General features: G+C 61.1%; 18 protein-coding genes. 12 read left to right on the top strand and 6 right to left on the bottom strand.

Going from position 1 to position 18500, the window contains the following annotated elements:
• Positions 1–242 precede the first annotated feature (242 nt).
• The 4 genes from AC07OF_RS19230 to AC07OF_RS19215 all read left to right on the top strand — a co-directional run bounded on the left by AC07OF_RS19230 (position 243) and on the right by AC07OF_RS19215 (position 4394).
• The gene (locus tag AC07OF_RS19230; RefSeq protein WP_157192237.1) at positions 243–1298 is read left to right on the top strand and encodes a tetratricopeptide repeat protein; all 1056 of its coding nucleotides are present in this window, start codon (positions 243–245) and stop codon (positions 1296–1298) included.
• 182 nt (positions 1299–1480) lie between these two features.
• Complete coding sequence (locus AC07OF_RS19225; protein ID WP_495073336.1) at positions 1481–2236, top strand: endonuclease/exonuclease/phosphatase family protein; 756 nt, start codon at positions 1481–1483, stop codon at positions 2234–2236.
• On the top strand, positions 2233–3444 hold the full coding sequence (clsB, locus tag AC07OF_RS19220; RefSeq protein WP_191832009.1) for a cardiolipin synthase ClsB: 1212 nt from the start codon (positions 2233–2235) through the stop codon (positions 3442–3444). Before AC07OF_RS19225 ends, clsB begins: the two co-directional genes overlap by 4 nt.
• Complete coding sequence (locus AC07OF_RS19215) at positions 3441–4394, top strand: lysylphosphatidylglycerol synthase domain-containing protein (RefSeq protein ID WP_495073335.1); 954 nt, start codon at positions 3441–3443, stop codon at positions 4392–4394. Before clsB ends, AC07OF_RS19215 begins: the two co-directional genes overlap by 4 nt.
• On the opposite strand, the gene AC07OF_RS19210 is transcribed toward AC07OF_RS19215, so the two are convergent.
• On the bottom strand, positions 4391–4849 hold the full coding sequence (locus tag AC07OF_RS19210) for a nucleoside deaminase (RefSeq protein WP_495073334.1): 459 nt from the start codon (positions 4847–4849) through the stop codon (positions 4391–4393). The two genes, AC07OF_RS19215 and AC07OF_RS19210, sit on opposite strands and share 4 nt — an antisense overlap.
• Before the next feature lie 153 nt (positions 4850–5002).
• Here AC07OF_RS19210 and AC07OF_RS19205 point away from each other — a divergent pair, with 153 nt between their 5' ends.
• Positions 5003–5707, top strand: coding sequence for a type 1 glutamine amidotransferase domain-containing protein (locus AC07OF_RS19205; RefSeq protein WP_157192233.1), 705 nt, complete (start codon positions 5003–5005; stop codon positions 5705–5707).
• Between the two features lie 108 nt (positions 5708–5815).
• The gene (locus tag AC07OF_RS19200; RefSeq protein WP_157192232.1) at positions 5816–6619 is read left to right on the top strand and encodes a CSS-motif domain-containing protein; all 804 of its coding nucleotides are present in this window, start codon (positions 5816–5818) and stop codon (positions 6617–6619) included.
• Between the two features lie 60 nt (positions 6620–6679).
• Here the strand turns inward: AC07OF_RS19200 and hppD are convergent, their stop codons facing one another.
• Positions 6680–7756, bottom strand: coding sequence for a 4-hydroxyphenylpyruvate dioxygenase (gene hppD, locus AC07OF_RS19195; protein ID WP_038616518.1), 1077 nt, complete (start codon positions 7754–7756; stop codon positions 6680–6682).
• A gap of 310 nt (positions 7757–8066) precedes the next feature.
• Here hppD and AC07OF_RS19190 point away from each other — a divergent pair, with 310 nt between their 5' ends.
• Positions 8067–9647, top strand: coding sequence for an EAL domain-containing protein (locus AC07OF_RS19190; RefSeq protein WP_157192231.1), 1581 nt, complete (start codon positions 8067–8069; stop codon positions 9645–9647).
• A 32-nt stretch (positions 9648–9679) separates the two neighbouring features.
• Complete coding sequence (rarD, locus tag AC07OF_RS19185; protein ID WP_157192230.1) at positions 9680–10567, top strand: EamA family transporter RarD; 888 nt, start codon at positions 9680–9682, stop codon at positions 10565–10567.
• Here rarD and AC07OF_RS19180 read toward each other — a convergent pair.
• Entirely contained in the window at positions 10530–12101 is a 1572-nt protein-coding gene (locus AC07OF_RS19180; protein WP_157192229.1) for a TerC family protein, read from the bottom strand. The two genes, rarD and AC07OF_RS19180, sit on opposite strands and share 38 nt — an antisense overlap.
• Before the next feature lie 265 nt (positions 12102–12366).
• On the opposite strand from AC07OF_RS19180, the gene AC07OF_RS19175 reads away from it, so the two are divergent.
• Complete coding sequence (locus AC07OF_RS19175; protein ID WP_495073333.1) at positions 12367–12954, top strand: LysE family translocator; 588 nt, start codon at positions 12367–12369, stop codon at positions 12952–12954.
• On the opposite strand, the gene AC07OF_RS19170 is transcribed toward AC07OF_RS19175, so the two are convergent.
• Positions 12943–13728: an AraC family transcriptional regulator gene (locus AC07OF_RS19170; RefSeq protein ID WP_495073332.1), complete on the bottom strand. Its 786-nt coding sequence runs from the start codon at positions 13726–13728 to the stop codon at positions 12943–12945. The genes AC07OF_RS19175 and AC07OF_RS19170 overlap by 12 nt on opposite strands.
• Positions 13729–13733: 5 nt before the next feature.
• Positions 13734–14276 (bottom strand): helix-turn-helix domain-containing protein, encoded by a 543-nt coding sequence (locus AC07OF_RS19165; RefSeq protein WP_157192226.1) that lies wholly within the window; start codon positions 14274–14276, stop codon positions 13734–13736.
• A gap of 159 nt (positions 14277–14435) precedes the next feature.
• Between AC07OF_RS19165 and AC07OF_RS19160 the strand changes: the two genes are divergently transcribed.
• A complete protein-coding gene (locus tag AC07OF_RS19160; RefSeq protein WP_107023150.1) occupies positions 14436–15218 on the top strand; it encodes an aldolase in 783 nt (260 codons plus the stop codon).
• A gap of 37 nt (positions 15219–15255) precedes the next feature.
• Positions 15256–16158, top strand: coding sequence for a dihydrodipicolinate synthase family protein (locus AC07OF_RS19155; RefSeq protein WP_495073331.1), 903 nt, complete (start codon positions 15256–15258; stop codon positions 16156–16158).
• On the opposite strand, the gene AC07OF_RS19150 is transcribed toward AC07OF_RS19155, so the two are convergent.
• The gene (locus AC07OF_RS19150; RefSeq protein WP_157192224.1) at positions 16135–17148 is read right to left on the bottom strand and encodes an AraC family transcriptional regulator; all 1014 of its coding nucleotides are present in this window, start codon (positions 17146–17148) and stop codon (positions 16135–16137) included. The two genes, AC07OF_RS19155 and AC07OF_RS19150, sit on opposite strands and share 24 nt — an antisense overlap.
• Before the next feature lie 167 nt (positions 17149–17315).
• Here AC07OF_RS19150 and AC07OF_RS19145 point away from each other — a divergent pair, with 167 nt between their 5' ends.
• Positions 17316–18500 carry an acetyl-CoA C-acyltransferase family protein gene (locus tag AC07OF_RS19145; protein ID WP_157192223.1) on the top strand — a complete coding sequence of 395 codons (1185 nt, stop codon included), beginning with the start codon at positions 17316–17318 and terminating at the stop codon, positions 18498–18500.

The following is an 18500-nucleotide window of genomic DNA, read 5'->3' as shown; positions in this document are numbered from 1 at the left end:
GGCCGGATGCAGGAGCGAGCGGTTTTGCCTACTTTTTCCAAGAAAAAAGTAGGCCGCCGTAAAGGCGGAAGGGGCCGGCAGCCTCGCCACACCAAATGGATAAGCCCACAACCCCACCACCACAACACCACAACACCACAACCCAAAGATCAGCACCCTACACCAAGACCTACAGCATTTGACGCAGACACCTACCTGTCACAAGCTGATACCCTTGCCTGCCGCGTGCCCCGGATCCACCCATGTCGAAACAACGCCAATACACCCTGATCAGCCTGATCCTGCTTATCGTCCTGGGCCTTGGCGGGTACTTCTGGCGTGACGACAGCCCCGCGCCGGCGCCGGCACTCAAGCACACCTATGCCAAGGCCCTGGCCATGGCCCACAACGGCCAGCCCGGCGCAGCCAGAGTGCTGTATCAACAGCTGGGACGCAGCGATCTTTCCGCCATCCGCCGTGCCGGCCTGTACGCCGAACTGCCCAACTACCCCTCGCCGCTGGCACTGAAACTGGCCAACCGCGACCTGCAGCACGACGATCCACTGGTTCGCCGTGCCGCCATCGCCAGCATTCAAGCCATGCTGCCCGGCGCCCAGCGCAGCCTGGCCCTCGGACCGTTGCTCGACGATGAAGAGCAAAGCGTGCGCTTCGCCGTGGTCGACGCCTTGCTGGGGCTGGGGCCTGACGATATCGGCCTGTATTTCGGGCCCTTGCAGCACACCCTGGAGCAGTATCAGCAGGTACTCGCACAGCAGACCGACGACCCTGCCGCGCAGTTGCATCTGGCCCAGCTTTACCTGCACGAAAACAGTCTCAAGGAGGCCGCCGCGGCCCTCGACAAGACCCTGCAACTGGACCCGGACAACCTTCAGGCCCTGGCCGTGAAGGTACAACTGCTGGAGCGCCAGGAGCAGACCGATGCCTCGCGTAAGGTACTGGCCGATGCCTTGCAGCAACGCCCGGACTCAGCCTTCCTGCAACACGAACTGGGACACTGGCTGTTGCGCCACGGCCAGGATGAATATGCCCTACTGGCCTTTGCCCGCGCCCTGGAGCTCGAACCGGATAACAACGAGTACCGCTACACCCTGGCGACCACGCTGCACCAGCTTGAACAGGTGGAACCGGCGCAGAAGCAGCTCGAAACACTGGTATCCCGTGACCCGGCCAACCGCAAGGCCAGGGTATTGTTGATCGAGTACTGGAAAGAAACCGGGCAGATGCAGAATGTGCAGGTGCTGCTGGCCCAGCTCGAACAGTTGAACCCCGACGATCCGCTGGTGCAGCAAGGCCTCTAGGCGCGAACCGACCATTGGGCAATACGGTTGAACCCCCTCCTGCGCCCCACGGTCCTTTGATAGTGCAGCGACAGTAAACGCCTCTGGCGAAAGCTGTCAGGCCCTATCAAAGGAGGTCCGACGTGGCCGACCCGTTGCCCCATGGCGAACGCGCATTGAACCTGGAAATACCCGCCGACAGGTTGGCCACGGCACCAGCGGTGGACCATGTGCGGGTGCTGACCGTCAACGCCCACAAAGGCTTCAGCCCCCTCAACCGCCACTATGTACTGCCGGAACTGCGCGAAGCAGTGCGCAGTGAAAATGCTGATCTGGTGTTTCTCCAGGAAGTCCTGGGCAGCCATCGCCAACACGGGCGGCGTCACCGCAACTGGTCGGATGTGCCGCAGTACGAGTTCCTCGCCGACAGCCTCTGGCCGGTGTTCGCCTATGGCCGCAATGCGGTGTACCCGGACGGTGAGCACGGCAATGCGCTGCTGTCCAAATACCCGATCCTGCGCCACGACAATCTGGATATCAGTGTCAAAGGCCGCGAACAGCGGGGCTTGCTGCACTCGGTACTGGCATTGCCCGAAGCGCTGGAACTGCATGCGATCTGCGTGCACCTGGGGCTGGATGAACGCCAGCGCCAGCAACAGCTTGGGCTTTTGTGCCGGCTGCTCGGCAGCCTGCCGCCGACGGCGCCGGTGATCGTCGCGGGCGACTTCAACGACTGGCGCCAGCGCGCCGATGCCCAACTGGCCGGTTGCGGGCTGCAGGAAGTCTTCACCCTGGCCTACGGCAAACCGGCGCGCAGCTTTCCGGCGCGCTGGCCGTTGCTGTGCCTGGACCGCATCTACCTGCGCAACGCCCGCGCCCATGCGCCCAAAGTGATGTCGCGTAAACCCTGGACACACCTTTCCGATCACTTGCCTTTGGCTGTGGAGGTGCGCTGGTGAACGGACAATGGCGGGCCGACAACCAGGTCCAGTTGCTGATCAATGGTGAAGACTATTTCCCCAGTGTGTTTGCGGCCATCGAACAGGCGCGCGAAGAGATCCTCCTGGAAACGTTCATCATTTTCGAAGACAAGGTCGGCCGCCAGCTGCAACAGCTGCTGATCGCTGCAGCGCAGCGTGGTGTGCGGGTGGAGATGCTGGTCGATGGTTTCGGTACTGCCGACCTGAGTCTCGACTACATAAAGGCGCTCAGCGACGCCGGTGTTCATCTGCAGGCCTTCGATCCGAGCCCAAAACGCCTGGGCATGCGCACTAACCTGTTCCGCCGCTTGCACCGCAAAATCCTGGTGATCGACGGTGAAGTCGGCTTTGTCGGCGGCATCAATTACAGCGCCGATCATCTGGAGGACTTCGGCCCCATGGCCAAGCAGGACTATGCCGTACAGGTGCGCGGGCCGATTGTCGCCGACCTGCGCAACTCGACCCTGGCACTGCTCGACGAGTCCGTCCGGCTGCGCCAGCGCAGTCGCCACTGGTGGCAGCGCGCCCTGCCGCTGGCCGCCGACAGCGATCAGGCCAGCATGATTCTGTGCATCCGCGATAACCAGGATCACCCCAACGACATCGAGCGGCATTACCTCAGGGCCCTGAGCCGCGCCCGCGAGCGGATTGTCATTGCCAACGCGTATTTCTTTCCCGGCTATCGCCTGCTGCGTACCTTGCGCGATGCCGCCCGCCGCGGGGTGAAAGTGACCCTGGTGCTGCAAGGCATGCCCGACATGCCGCTGGTGCGCCTGTGCTCACGGCTGCTCTACAACTACCTGCTGCGCGACGGTGTACGGATCTTCGAATATTGCGAGCGGCCCTTGCATGGCAAGGTGGCGCTGGTGGACCAGCACTGGTCGACCGTGGGCTCCAGCAATCTCGACCCCTTGAGCCTGTCGTTGAACCTTGAAGCCAACCTGGTGATCCACGACCAGCCACTCAACGAGCGCTTGCACGAGCACCTGCAGGACCTGTGCATCCACCGCTGCAAGCCGGTGAGTCTGAAACGCGTGCTGCGCGGTTACTGGTGGCGTGCGCCGCTGATCTTCCTCAGCTTTCACTTCATTCGCCACTTCCCGGCGATGGTCGGCTGGCTTCCCGCCCATGTACCGCGCCTGCAGCCGCTGCTGCCAGAGCAGCAGCCCACAGGCAAGACCACATGAACACGCGCACTGGACGCTGGCACCGCGCCCGCCAGCTCCTCACCCTGGGCTTTTTCATCCTGGTCCCGGTGTTGCTGTACACCCTGCTCAAGAACCTGGACTGGCAGGAAGTGCGCCATGCATTGACGTCCTACCGTTGGCAAACCCTGGCGCTGGCCGGACTGGTCAGCGCTTGCAGCTTCGCCTTGTTCAGCAGTTTCGACCTGATCGGCCGGCGCTACACTGGCCATCACCTGCCAGCGCGCCAGGTTCTGCCGCTGGCATTCGTCTGCTACGCCTTCAACCTCAACCTCAGCGCCTGGGTCGGGGCGATTGCCCTGCGTTATCGGTTGTATACCCGTCTGGGATTGTCGGTTGCGACGGTTACCCGGATTCTCAGCCTGGGCCTGCTGACCAACTGGACAGGCTATTTTTTCCTGGCCGGTACCCTGTTTCTCTGTGGACTGCCACGCTTGCCTGCGGGATTTGAAATCGGCAGCAACGGCCTGCGCCTGGTTGGCCTGCTGCTGTTGCTGACGGCCTTGGGCTATCTGCTCGCCTGCCGCTTTGCCCGGCGCCGGACCTGGCAACTGCGCGGCCACGAAATCACCCTGCCCGGCCTGCCCATGGCGGCCCTGCAGCTGCTTATGGGGGCCTGCAACTGGGCGCTGATGGCCTTGGTGGTCTACAGCCTGCTACCGGACAAGGTCGCTTACCCGACCATCCTCGCGGTGCTGATGATCAGCAGTATCGCAGGCGTCATTACCCACATACCGGCAGGCCTGGGAGTACTGGAGACCGTGTTTCTCACCCTGCTGCAAGCCCACTACGGCAAGGGCACCCTGCTGGCGGCGCTGATCGGTTACCGGGTGGTGTACTTTCTCCTGCCACTGCTGCTGGCCGGACTGGTCTATCTGCTTCTGGAGCGTCTGGCCAGTCAGCGGAGCGGTACTGCAGCCAATAACTCCTAGCGGCCGATGTCTTCGTCCCACAGCTCCGGCCGGGCTTTGATGAAATCCTTCATCATGCCGATGCAGGCGTCATTGTGTTGAACCTCAAGCGCCACGCCGCGGGACTTTAGCAACGCCTCTTCACCGAGGAAGGTCTGGTTTTCGCCGACGATCACCCGCTTGATCCCGTACAACAGGATCGCGCCACTGCACATCGCACAGGGTGACAAGGTGGTGTACAGCGTTGAATCGGCATAAACCGTGGCAGGCTGTCGGCCAGCATTCTCCAGCGCATCCATTTCGCCATGCAAAATCGCGCTGCCGGACTGTACCCGCCGATTGTGCCCGCGACCGATGATCTGCCCCTGGTGCACCAGCACCGAACCGATCGGAATCCCGCCTTCTTCAAGGCCTTTGCGCGCCTCGTCGATGGCGGCCTGCATGAATTCATCCGTTTGCGCTGTCGTGTTGCTCATGAGGCTGTTGACTCCAGTGTCAGATTCAAGGCTCCAGCAAGGCTAGCACACAGCCAGCAAGGAATGGCAACCTGGCCAGGCACTACTATGCTGTATGGGTTTACCTTGGTGATCCGGGCGAACCGGGTCCGATCCAGCGAAGGGAGTCTGGTAATGAGCAAAAAGATTCTGGTGGTCCTGACCAATACGGCCAAATACCCGACGCTCAAACGTGCCACCGGGCTCTGGCTGGGTGAGGCGGTGCATTTTGTCGAGCACGTCGAGAAGGCAGGCTACAAGGTCGATTACCTCAGCCCGGCGGGTGGCTATGTACCGATCGACCCTCACAGCCTGAGCATGGCCCAGGACATTGACTGGGAGTGGTACAACGACAAAGCCTTCATGAATCGCCTGGGCAGCACTTTGAGCCCCGGCCAGGTCAAGGCCCAGGACTACGCAGCGATCTACTATGCCGGCGGCCACGGGGTTATCTGGGACTTCCCGGACAATGCCGGGCTACAGGACCTGGCGCGACGCATTTTCGAGGCCGGGGGGGTGGTCGCTTCAGTCTGTCATGGTGCAGTGGGCCTGCTCAATATCAAGCTCAGCGACAACACGCTGCTGGTCAAGGACCGTGAAGTGACGGGGTTCTCCAATATCGAAGAACAATTGGCCGAGCTGGACAAAGTGGTGCCCTACCTGACCGAGACCGAGTTGAGTGCCCGGGGTGGGATCTATCGCAAGGCAGAGGATCCCTGGAAAGAATTTGCCATCGCCGACCAGAAAGAAGGCCGCTTGATCACTGGCCAGAATCCGGCATCCGGGGCCGCGGTAGCCAAGTTGGTGGTGGCGGCCCTGGCTGCAGGCAAGGCCACTTGAACCTGACGTCAAGTTGAAGAGTACTACAGCCGCTAACAATGACGCCTACAGGCGACTCGGGTGCGCTTCTCTATGCTGACCCTCCGCTCAGCATAGAGGCACCCAACCATGGTTCCACACTCCCACGCCGGGCGTAGCCTGATCGAGTTTCTTGTCACCCTTCTGATCGGGCTGGCACCTGTCACTTGTGGCCTGCTGGTACTTGTGTTGCAGGTCGACCGTAAGCAAGAAGAAACCATCGAGGTGACCGCTCGCGAAGCCGTGTACGCCATCGACAGGGTTATCCAGTCCCTGCACGACACCAGCCAGCAAGCCATAAGTCTGCTGGACAAGCCCTGTGAAGCGATTTTGTCTGACTTGCGCATGGAAATGGTCAGACAACCGAACGTACGCTCATTGGCCCTGGAAAAGGACAATCGAATTTATTGCAGCACGCTGTATGGTTCGACTGACATCACCCTTAATCTGGGTAGTTATATTGAAGGACGTCTGCGCGTGTACCCAAGCACCATTGCAACCCCGGGCTCGGACATCCTGCTGTATCGGCTGCAGGAGGGCCGATCCGCGATCATCGCTGCCGCCAACCTCAAGGTCCTGCAGGCAGAGTTGCTCGGCTTCCAGAACGCCGTGGTATTGAGTCTGCAATTCGGTGGCCAGTATGTCTGGGAAACCGGCAACGGTGAGTACTACCAGGTGCCCAACCATGCGGAAAACACCCTGAAGCTCACCTCGCAAAGGTATGGATACACCGTGCATGCCGGTTACCCGGACGGCCAATCCTGGCAGGCGATTCGCCACGCGATGCGCGCTGCCTTACCGTCACTGCTGCTGGTCGGCATCATGACCTCGGCAGCCGGATACTGGGGAATGTTCAGAAGGACAAAAAACCGTTCAACACCTGCGCAGCCCTGACAGCACCCACAAAAAAGCCATTGAGAACCCTCAATGGCCTTTTACAGTTATGGCGCTCGATTACTCGGCGTTCAGCACACCGCGGCGTACCTGATCGCGCTCGATGGATTCGAACAGTGCCTTGAAGTTGCCTTCACCAAAGCCGTCATCGCCCTTGCGCTGGATGAACTCGAAGAACACCGGTCCCATCAGGGTTTCCGAGAAGATCTGCAACAGCAGACGCTTGTCGTCTGGCTGCGAAGAGCCATCGAGCAGGATGCCGCGGGCCTGCAGTTCGTCGACTGGCTCGCCGTGACCTGGCAAACGACCTTCGAGCATTTCGTAGTAGGTTTGCGGCGGCGCAGTCATGAAACGCATGCCCAGTTTCTTCAGCGCATCCCAGCTCTTGAGCAGGTCGTCGGTGAGGAAGGCCACATGCTGAATGCCTTCGCCGTTGAACTGCATCAGGAACTCTTCGATCTGCCCGGCGCCCTTGGACGACTCTTCGTTCAACGGGATACGGATCATGCCGTCGGGCGCGGTCATGGCCTTGGAGGTCAGGCCGGTGTACTCGCCTTTGATATCGAAGTAACGGATTTCACGGAAGTTGAACAGTTTTTCGTAAAACGCCGCCCAATAGGCCATGCGTCCACGGTAAACGTTGTGGGTCAGGTGATCGATGATCTTCAGGCCGGCACCGACCGGGTGACGGTCGACACCTTCAATGAAGTTGAAGTCGATGTCGTAGATCGAGCTGCCTTCTTCGAAACGGTCGATCAGGTACAGCGGCGCACCGCCGATGCCTTTGATCGCCGGCAGGCGCAGCTCCATCGGACCGGTTTCGATTTCCACCGGCTGAGCCCCCAGTTCCAGGGCACGGGCGTAGGCCTCATGGGCGTTGCGCACGCGAAAAGCCATGCCGCACACCGACGGACCGTGCTCGGCCGCGAAGTACGAAGCGATGCTTTTCGGTTCGTTGTTGAGGATCAGGTTGATGTCACCCTGGCGGTACAGGTGCACATCCTTGGAACGGTGGGTCGCCACCTTGGTGAAGCCCATGATCTGAAAGATCGGCTCCAGGACGCCAGGGGTCGGCGAAGCGAACTCGATGAATTCGAAGCCCATCAGGCCCATCGGGTTTTCAAAAATGTCGGCCATGCTCATTACCTCATCATCAAAGCGCTAAAAACGGTGATTACTTGCTATCGATGTCGAGCGAAGATGGCGGCGCGCAGGAGATGCCCCTCACACTGCGTGCGAGGTAGTCACCATAGATCAGCTTGAACCCATGACACTTCATATGGACCCATTCTCGGCGGGTTGATTCCTCGAGTGGCGAGGAACCTTATTATTGTATGCGTAAGATGATTCTACAGTGCGTAATCCAATTTGTCGCACTTTAAGTTCAGACACGATTCCGACGTACGGCTATCCTCTGCACAGTTCTGTATTTTTCAGGTTAGTCTCTATGCCCTTTTCGGTAAAACACCGTCCTTTACGCCTTTGGCGCACACTCTTGCCCTGGCTGGTCGGTGCCTTGCCCATGGTGTGCGGACTGCTGATCATGCACTGGCAAGCTGGCCGGGAGCTGCAGAACCGCAGCGAGGCCAGTGCACAACGGGTAGGTGGCCAGATTGAACGGATCCTCGACAGTGCCTCCCGCGCCGCCAGTGAACTGCTGCCGCTGGCCGGTCAACCGTGCGTTGAAGAAAAACTGGCCCTGCGCGATCAAGTCACCCGGCGCGCCTTTGTTCGCTCCACCAACCTCGAATACCGCGGCGAACTGTATTGCAACTCACTGTTCGGGCCTTACAGCGAGCCGGTCAACGTCGATGACTACGTTCAAGGCAAACTGTGGCTGATGGATGGCAATTCGGTAACCCCCGGGCATCCATTGCTGGTGTACCGGGTGTCTGAAGGCGAACGGGGCGCTATCACCACAGTCGATGGCGATCATCTGATCGGGGCCCTCTACCTGCTCGGCACCGACAATCAATTGATCCTGCAAGTCGGACAAAACTGGATAGACCGCAGTGGTCAGGTCCACAAAGGCCTTGCCCCAACATCTGAGGTGGCCGCCAGCGAGTATGTTTCGACGCGCTATCCCTTCTCTATTCACAGCGGTTACACCCAGGGCAAGGTTGGCGAACAAATGCGCAGCGAGTATCCAGCCCTGTTCGGTCTGCTGGTGATGCTCGGCGCCATGGCCGCGGTTACCTGCTACTGGCAACTGCGCCGGGCCAGTTCGCCTCGGGTGGAACTGCAACGAGCCATCGAGGCCAACGAATTCATCCCCTACTTCCAGCCCGTGGTACGCCATGGCGACTACCGCTGGGCCGGTGTCGAGGTGTTGATGCGCTGGCAACATCCACGCGAAGGCCTGGTCCGTCCTGACCTGTTCATCCCCTATGCCGAACACAGCGGCCAGATTGTGCCCATGACCCGCCAGCTGATGGCCCGTACCGTCGAGGTATTGGCCCCGCATGCCGAGCGCATGGCGGATGGCTTTCACATCGGTATCAACATCACCGCCGATCATTGCCAGGATCTGGCCCTGCTCGATGACTGCCATGCGTTCCTCGCAGCCTTTCCCAAGGGCCGCGTGCGCCTGACCCTGGAATTGACCGAACGCAAACTCATTGCCCCGAGCGAGGTCACCCACGCGTTGTTTGCCGGGCTCCACGACCTGGGGGTGATGATTGCCGTGGACGACTTCGGTACCGGACAATCGAGCCTGGCTTACTTGCGTCAGTTCCAGGTCGACTACCTGAAAATTGACCAGAGCTTCGTGGCGATGATTGGCGGCGATGCGCTGTCGTTGCATATCCTCGACAGTATCATCGAGCTTTCGAGCAAGCTGGGCCTGGGCATCGTTGCCGAAGGGGTGGAAACCGAGGCACAACGTGACTACCTGGCCCGGCACAACGTCGATTTCCAGCAAGGCTACCTGTTTGCCCGGCCAATGTCGGCCGAGGCATTCATTCAGGCCCTGGAGGCACAAGGCCTGGCGTCAGCCAGTGACCACCAGGTGCTGATCCAGGGTGGCTGAGCACCCTCCTTTTTCCTGCTACAGAGGCCCTCGTGTCCAAAGGCATCGTTTCATCGGTCATGGCGTCGTGCTTGTTCGCCGTGATGTATTTCTACACCTCGCTGTTAACACCGCTGGACGGTGAGGAAGTCTTTGGCTGGCGTACCCTGCTGACCCTGCCCTGCCTGACCCTGTTCATGCTGCTGAGCAAGGACTGGCCGCTGATTACCGGCCTGCTCAAACGGATCCGGCAAAAGCCGATCCTGCTGCTGGGGTTGATCGGCACCTCATCGCTGATGGGTGTGCAGCTCTGGCTGTTCCTCTGGGCGCCGTTGCACGGGCGCAGCCTGGAGGTGTCGCTGGGGTATTTTCTGCTGCCGCTGACCATGGTCCTGACCGGGCGCGTGGTCTACGGTGAACGCCTGTCACGCCTGCAGAAGCTGGCGGTGGCCTGTGCCGCAACCGGCGTTGCCCACGAGCTGTACCAGCACGGCAGTTTCGCCTGGGAAACCCTGCTGGTCGCCATCGGCTATCCGCTGTACTTCATCCTCCGGCGCAAATGCCGCACCGACCACCTCGGTGGCCTGTGGGCCGACATGTGCCTGCTGCTGCCGACGGCGCTGTACTTTGTTATCCAGGGCCCATTGAGCGCCCAGGACCTGGTCGAACACCCGGCCCTGTACGGCCTGATCCCGTTGCTGGGGGTGATCAGCGCGCTGGCGCTGATCTGCTACGTACTGGCAAGCCGCCTGCTGGCGTTCAGCCTGTTCGGCCTGCTCAGTTATGTCGAGCCGGTGCTGCTGGTGGCCGTGGCCCTGCTACTGGGCGAGACCATCGGTCCCGACCAGTGGCTGACCTACCTGCCGATCTGGCTGGCAGTCGTGGTGCTGATCCTTGAAGGCATCAAGCACCTGCTACGCCATCAGCGGCGCTCGGCCTGAGGCGTACCTCACGGACCCGACGTTCCTCCACCGCAACCACAGTCATCTGCCAGCCATTCCACTGCAGGCAGTCGCCGACCACCGGCAAGCGATCAAGCAGGCTCATGACCAGACCGGCGAGGGTCTGGTAATCCTCGGTCGGTTTGGCGGCAAAGCCGGTGCGCGCCTGGATCTGGCTCAGGTTCAAGGCACCGCTGACGACAAAGCCCTGCTCGTCCTCGACGATCCCCGGCCCCTCGACTTCGCTGGCATCAGGCAGTTCACCAGCGATGGATTCGAGGATGTCGGTCATGGTCAGGATGCCGGTGAAGTCACCGAACTCGTTGACCACAAAAGCGATGTGCGTCGACTGGTTGCGCATCTGTTCCAGGGCGTTGAGGATGCTAAAGCTCTCCAGCAGGTTCAGCGGCGCGCGAACCAGGCTTTCCAGGTCCGGCTCGTTACCGGCCAGCAGCTCCTTGAGCAACTCCTTCTTGTGCACGAAGCCCAGTGGTTCTTCGATACGGCCGTTGCGGATCAGTGGCAAGCGCGAGTAGGACGAATGCATCAGCGCCGTACGAATGGCTTGCGGGGTTTGCGCCAGGTCGATGGCGTCGACCTGGGCCCGCACGGTCATCAGCGTCTTGATCGGACGTTCGGCAAGGTTCAGCACACCGCTGATCATCACCCGCTCGCGCCGATCGAACAGCACATGCTCCTCGCCACCCTCGACCAGGTCGGCAATTTCCTCACCGACCTCGTCCGCCTCGATACGCCGCCCGCCCAACAGGCGTAGCACCGCATGGGCCGTGCGTTCACGCAACGGCCGGTGTTGCTGCAGGCTGCGCTTGCGTCGGGCACGGGCCACCTGGTTGAACAGCTCGACCACAATGGCAAAACCGATAGCCGTGTACAGATAGCCCTTGGGAATATGGAAGCCCAGCCCTTCCGCTGTCAGGACGAAGCCGATCATCATCAAGAAGCCCAGGCACAGCATGATCACCGTCGGATGGCTGTTGACGAAACGTGTCAAAGGCTTGCTGGCGACGATCATGATACCGATCGAGAAAATCACCGCGATCATCATCACCGACAATTGCTCGACCATGCCCACGGCAGTGATCACCGCGTCCAGCGAGAACACCGCGTCGAGCACCACGATCTGCGCCACGATGGGCAAGAACGCGGCATGACGGGTGCTGCCACCGGACTGCGCGACATGGCCCTCCAGACGTTCGTGCAGCTCCATGGTGGCCTTGAACAGCAGGAACACACCACCGAAAAGCATGATCAGGTCACGGCCGGAGAAACTCTTGCCGAGCACCTCGAACAACGGTTCGGTCAGGGTCACCATCCAGGAAATACTGGCCAGCAAGCCCAGGCGCATGATCAACGCCAGGGACAAACCGATCACCCGCGCACGGTCGCGCTGATGCGGTGGCAGCTTGTCAGCAAGGATGGCGATGAACACCAGGTTGTCGATACCCAGCACCAGCTCCAGAACAATCAGCGTGGCAAGGCCCAGCCAGGCCGTGGGGTCGGCTAGCCATTCCATGGGAGGGTACTCATCTGGGTGAACAGCGGGGAAACGTCACAGGGACGGGAGAATGGCCAGGACGGCCAGGTACTGGGGGGCTCCGAGAACGAAGTCATATCAACCTAATATCAATTGGGGATGAGATCCTACAATTGCAGCAGGGATTTCTTACAGCGCAAAACTATTTCAAATTCTGTATCAGCTGCCACAGGGTAATTTCCTTCAATACCAATCCCAGCCAGGCCAGCAGACTGAGTTCACCTTTCTTACAGGATGAACACCAATGAGTCTGACCCTGTTCATGGCCGCCTTTGCGCTGGCCGCCTCCATCTCCCCCGGTCCGGTCAACATCGTCGCCCTGGGCAGCGGTGCCCGTTATGGCTTGCGTGCCAGCCTCAGGCATGTCACCGGTGCCACCCTGGGCTTCAGCCTGCTGCTGTTGCTGATCGGCCTGGGGCTGCACGAATTGCTGCGTTACTGGCCAGCCATGACCGAGGTTCTGCATGCCGGCGGCGTGGCTTTTTTGCTGTACATGGCCTGGAAACTGGCCAGCGACCGCGGTGAACTGGCCAACAGCAGCGCCCCGGCAGCACCTTCGATGCTCGCCGGGGCAACCCTGCAATGGCTCAACCCCAAGGCCTGGCTGGCCTGCGTGGCCGGTGTCGGCGCTTATGTCGGCGAAGGCGAAACCGCCCTGCTCTGGCAGTTCACCGGGATCTACTTTGTCATCTGCTACCTGTCCATCGCCAGCTGGGCCTGGGCGGGAAGTGTCATCAGCCAGTACCTGGGCAACCGGCACCGCGTGCGTGTGTTCAACCGCGTGCTGGCGGCGCTGCTGGTGGCCAGCGCCCTGTACCTGTTACTGGCCTGATCGATAGTGGCCGGGAGTCGCCGCCAGGTGACGCTTGAACGCCCGCTGCAGGTGGGCCTGGTCGGCAAACCCGGCTTCCAGTGCCACTTCGGCGATCAGTGCGCCACGACGCAACCGGGCCCGGGCATATTGCACGCGCTGATCCAGCAAGTAGCCGTGAGGCGTCAGACCGAACTGCTGCTTGAAGGCGCGGATCAGGTACGAAGTTGACAGCCCGGCTGCGGCCCCAATGTCCTGCAGGTGCAGCGGCTGGGTGCAGTGCTCACGGATGAAGGCGGCAGCTGTCAGCAAGCCCGGATTGACCCGCCCCACCCCAGGAACGCGGGAGGGCAATCGCTGGATCAGTTCACTGAAAAAAATACATAACGCGGCGTGCTTGCTGGCGATGCTGAACTGATCATCGAGCAACACGGCATGCAATCGGCACAGATCCTGGTAAAGGGATGGCGAACGGCTGCTGATTGCCGCAAACGGCTGGAACCCCAACGCCTGCAACCAGGGCAGGTCCACATACAGCATCAGGTACGACCAGGGCTCCCCATCGATCGGGTTGCAGGCATGCACAGCGCCGGGGTTCATCAGCACAACGGTGCCGGCAATGATTTGCTGCTGGCTGTCACCACTCACGTAGGTGCTGCGACCCGCGGTGATCGCCCCGATGCTGAAGCTCTCGTGGGAATGCGCCGAATAGCAGACTTTGCGCCCATCCTCGACGCTGCGCGCCTCGATGAACGGCAGCGCCGGGTCACGCCAGAATCGAGAGTGGCTGTCCATCGGCTTCAGTCTTCGGCGTCATGTACCACCACCAGCAATTGCGCCTGCACCTCGCCCAGCGAGCGCAGACGATGCGGCGTCTGGGCATTGAAGTACAGCGCATCACCCCGTTCGAGGATGACCCGCTCACTCATGAAGTCCACTTCCACCTGGCCTTCGTGAACAAACAGAAACTCCTCGCCCAGGTGCTCCTTGAAGGTCGAGTCGCTGAAATCAGCGGGCGGGCTGATGATGAACGGCAGCAAGCTGCGGCTGCCGATATGGTTGGCCAACACTGCATAACCCGGGCCCTGAGCGCTCCCGGAAAGCGCCTGGCGCTCAGCGCTGCGTACCAGGCTAAAGCGGGCCTGGCCGGGCGCATCTTCGGCAAACAGCTCTTCGACATTGACACTCAGCGCCCGCGCCAGCTTCAGCGCAGCGGCAATCGACGGCGTGTTCAGGCCACGCTCGACCTTGGAAAGATAGCTCTTGGTCATGCCGGACTTCTCGGCCAGCACCTCCAAGGTAATCCCCAGTTTTTTTCTCAGCAATTTCAATCGGATAGACATGTGGTGCAATTTTCCCAGTGCCACGGGCAAGCTTTTTCTTGCTAATGACACATTGTGTCATTTATCCTTTTTTGTGTCATTTGCTTAACCGCCCCTTCACCTTCCAAGTAACCGGGGCGGGCCAGCCTGACATTTCTCTACACCATCGAGGATATCCCCATGGCCAAGACTCTGGCATTGCCCAAGGACCAACTGATCAAGCAGGCCCTTACACAGATGCAAGGCTCGCTTGCCGATAATACGTGGACTGCACGGGAAAAGCTGGCCCTGACCTGTCGAATTCTCTTCGACAACGGCCACGACTCGGGCCTGGCCGGGCAAATCAGCACCCGCGGGCCACAACCTGGCACCTTCTACACCCAACAACTGGGGCTGGGCTTCGACGAAATCACCGCCAGCAACCTGTTGCTGGTCAATGAAGACCTTGAAGTACTCGAAGGCCAGGGCATGCCCAACCCGGCCAACCGCTTCCACAGCTGGGTGTACCGGGCACGCCCGGATGTGAACTGCATCATCCACACCCACCCTACCCATGTCGCCGCGCTGTCGATGCTGGAAGTGCCGCTGCAGGTTTCGCACATGGACCTGTGTCCGCTGTATGAAGACTGCGCCTTTCTTGAAGCCTGGCCCGGGGTGCCGGTCGGCAACGAAGAAGGCGAAATCATCAGCGCCGCGCTGGGCGACAAACGCGCCATCCTGCTCTCGCACCATGGCCAGCTGTCCACCGGCGCCAGCATCGAGGAAGCCTGCGTCATCGCCCAGTTGATCGAGCGTGCGGCCAAGCTGCAGCTGCTGGCGATGGCCGCAGGCGAAGTGAAACCGATCGAGCCGGCGCTGGGCCGCGAAGCCCACGACTGGATCTCCCGGCCAAAACGCCACAGCGCCGCCTTCAACTACTATGCGCGGCAGTGCCTGCGGGTGCATGCCGACTGCCTGAACTGATTGTTCGCCCTTTTGCCTTACTTGCGGAGTACGTTTCATGACCACGAAATTCCACGGCATCATCGGCTACACCATCACCCCGTTCAGCAGCGACGGCCAGCACCTTGACCTGCCTGCCCTGGGCCAGTCCATCGACCGCCTGATCGCCGGTGGCGTGCATGCCATCGCCCCGCTGGGCAGCACCGGCGAAGGCGCCTACCTGAGTGATCGGGAATGGGACCAGGCCACCGAGTTCAGCCTCGCCCACATCGCCGGCCGAGTGCCGACCATCGTCAGTGTCTCGGACCTGACCACTGCCGGCGCCATCCGCCGTGCACGCTTTGCCCAGGCCCATGGTGCCGATGCGGTGATGGTCTTGCCAACGGCTTACTGGAAACTCAGCGAAGCAGAAATCTTCGAGCACTACCGTGCTATCGGCGCCAGCATCGACGTGCCGATCATGCTCTACAACAACCCCGCCACCAGCGGCACCGACATGTCGGTGGAGCTGATCCTGCGCATCGTGCGCGAGGTTGAAAATGTCACCATGGTCAAGGAGAGCACCGGCGACATTCAACGTATGCACAAACTGCAACTGCTCGGTGAAGGCAAGGTGCCGTTCTATAACGGTTGCAACCCGCTGGCTCTGGAAGCGTTCATCGCCGGTGCCAGCGGCTGGTGCACCGCGGCGGCGAACCTGATTCCCGAACTCAACCAGGCCCTGTACAAGGCCATCGTCTGCAACGACCTGAAAACCGCCAAGGCGGTGTTCTACCGTCAGTTGCCGTTGCTCGACTTCATCCTCAAGGCAGGCCTGCCTGCTACGGTCAAAGCCGGCCTGGCCATGCGCGGCTTGCCAGTAGGCGAGCCGCGGCGGCCGGTCTTCGCCCTGAACCAGGCCGGACAGGATCATCTGCGCGCATTGCTGGACGACCTGCTAACGCCGGGTAGCCATGCGTAACCGATAGCCACCCGGACTTTCGCCGGTCCACTTCTTGAACGCGCGGTGGAACGCGCTGGGTTCCTGGAACCCGGTGCGTTCAGCGATTTCGGCAATGCTCATGTCAGTTTCGCGCAGGCATTCAAAGGCCGTGGCGCGGCGAACTTCATCCTTGATTTGCTGGAACGAGCGGCCTTCACGTTCCAGCTGCCGGCGGAAACTGCTGGCACTCAGGCCCTGGCGCTTGGCCATGGCCACCAGCGTTGGCCATTGGCCCTGATCACGCTCACGCAAGTAGCGGTATACCTGGGCCACCTGGCCGCTGTGGTTGCGATAGCGAATCACCAGCCATTGCGGGGCACTGCGCAGAAACGTCTTGAGCCCGGCGAGGTCCTGGATCACCGGCAAACGCAGATAATCAGCGGCAAATTCAATCTCGCTCACGCCCGCCCCCAACTGCAGGTTGGGGCCCCAGAGCAGCGGATCATCGTCCTGCGCCGGACGCATATCCGTCAGCGCGGTGCGATCGATGACCAGGCGTTGCCCGCCCAGCCAGCACAACAGGCTGATCACCAAGGCCAGAAAAGTCTCGTCGGCATACACCCGGGTCACTGGATCTTCGATACGTGACTGCACGCTGATCACCGCACGCGCGCCCTTGATCGACAAGCTGGCATGAATGTCACGCAAGAACAGACCGAAATAGCTCAGGCACTGGCGCAGGGCTTTTTCCAGGGTAGGTTCCTGAATCAGGCCACGGCAGATCAGGGCAAAACTGCCGGTCGGCATGCCATGGCTGTCGAGATTGAAGAATTCGTCGTCCAGGTCCTGGATCAGGATCAACCAGAGCCGGGTAAAGGCCGTGGCCGGCACCCGGGCCCCGACAGACTCGAGCACCGCCGGATCGATACCGGCCTCGCGCAACAAAGCCTGCGCCCGCTGCGGCTGGTCGCGCAGGGCGTGCAACATGCTGTGGACGAAGTAAACCGCGACTGTATCGTTTTCCCGCATGGCGGATTCCGCAAGGTATGGCAAAAAATACCAGATTCAGTGAACAGTTATGGCATAGGCCCGGCGAAAGGCTTTGCCTAGACTCGATGACAACCTGAACTGGCTTGGCGTGCATTCTCTCAGAGCCTGCCCCCGCCCCGCCATGCTTTCGCATACTGGAGTCGATCATGAACACCCCGGAAATCTACGTAATCAGCGCCGTCCGTTCGGCCATCGGCACGTTTGGCGGCACCCTCAAAGACCTGCCTCTGGCTGACCTGGCCACGGCAGTGACCCGCGCCGCCATCGAGCGCGCCGGTGTGGCGCCTGAGCAGATCGGCCATGTGGTCATGGGTAACGTGATTCCCACCGAAGCCCGCGATGCCTACCTGTCGCGTGTGGCCGCCATGAATGCCGGTATCCCCAAGGAAACCCCTGCCTTCAACGTCAACCGCCTCTGCGGTTCGGGCCTGCAGGCCATTGTTTCCGCCGCCCAGAGCCTGTTGCTGGGCGACGCCGAAGCGGTCGTTGCCGCCGGTGCCGAATCCATGAGCCGTGGCCCTTACCTGCTGCCGCAAGCCCGCTGGGGTGCGCGCATGGGTGACCTGCAAGGCGTGGACTACATGCTCGGCGCCCTGCACGACCCGTTCGCCGGTTTCCACATGGGCATCACCGCCGAAAACGTTGCCGAGCGCAATGGCATCACCCGTCAGATGCAGGACGAACTGGCCCTGGTCAGCCAGCAGCGCGCCGCCCGCGCGATTGCTGAAGGCCGTTTCAACAGCCAGATCGTGCCAATCGATATTCCTGGCCGCAAAGGCACCGTGCGCTTTGAAATCGACGAGCACGTGCGTGGCGCAGCCACCATCGAGCAACTGGCCGGTATGAAACCCGCCTTCAAGAAAGACGGCAGCGTCACCGCCGGCAATGCCAGCGGTTTGAACGATGGCGCTGGCGCTCTGGTGCTGGCCACCGGTGACTTCGTCAAACGTCATGGCCTCAAGCCGTTGGCACGCCTGGTGGCCTACGCCCATGCGGGCGTCGAGCCTGAGCTGATGGGTCTGGGCCCGGTCCCGGCCACCCGCAAGGCTCTGGAAAAGGCTGGCCTGACGGTCGCCGACCTGGACGTCATCGAGTCCAACGAAGCCTTCGCCGCCCAGGCCTGCGCCGTCGCTGCTGAACTGGGCTTTGATCCGGAGAAGGTCAACCCCAACGGTTCGGGTATTTCCCTCGGCCACCCGGTCGGTGCTACCGGCGCAATCATCGCCACCAAGGCCATCCACGAGCTGCAGCGTATTGAAGGCCGCTACGCACTGGCGACCATGTGCATCGGCGGCGGCCAAGGCATCGCCGTGGTCTTCGAGCGCGTCTGA

Source organism: Pseudomonas sp. GW821-FHT10B02, from assembly GCF_059415665.1.
Note: the sequence above shows the minus strand (reverse complement) of the source record. Positions and strands in the feature narration are given on the sequence as shown.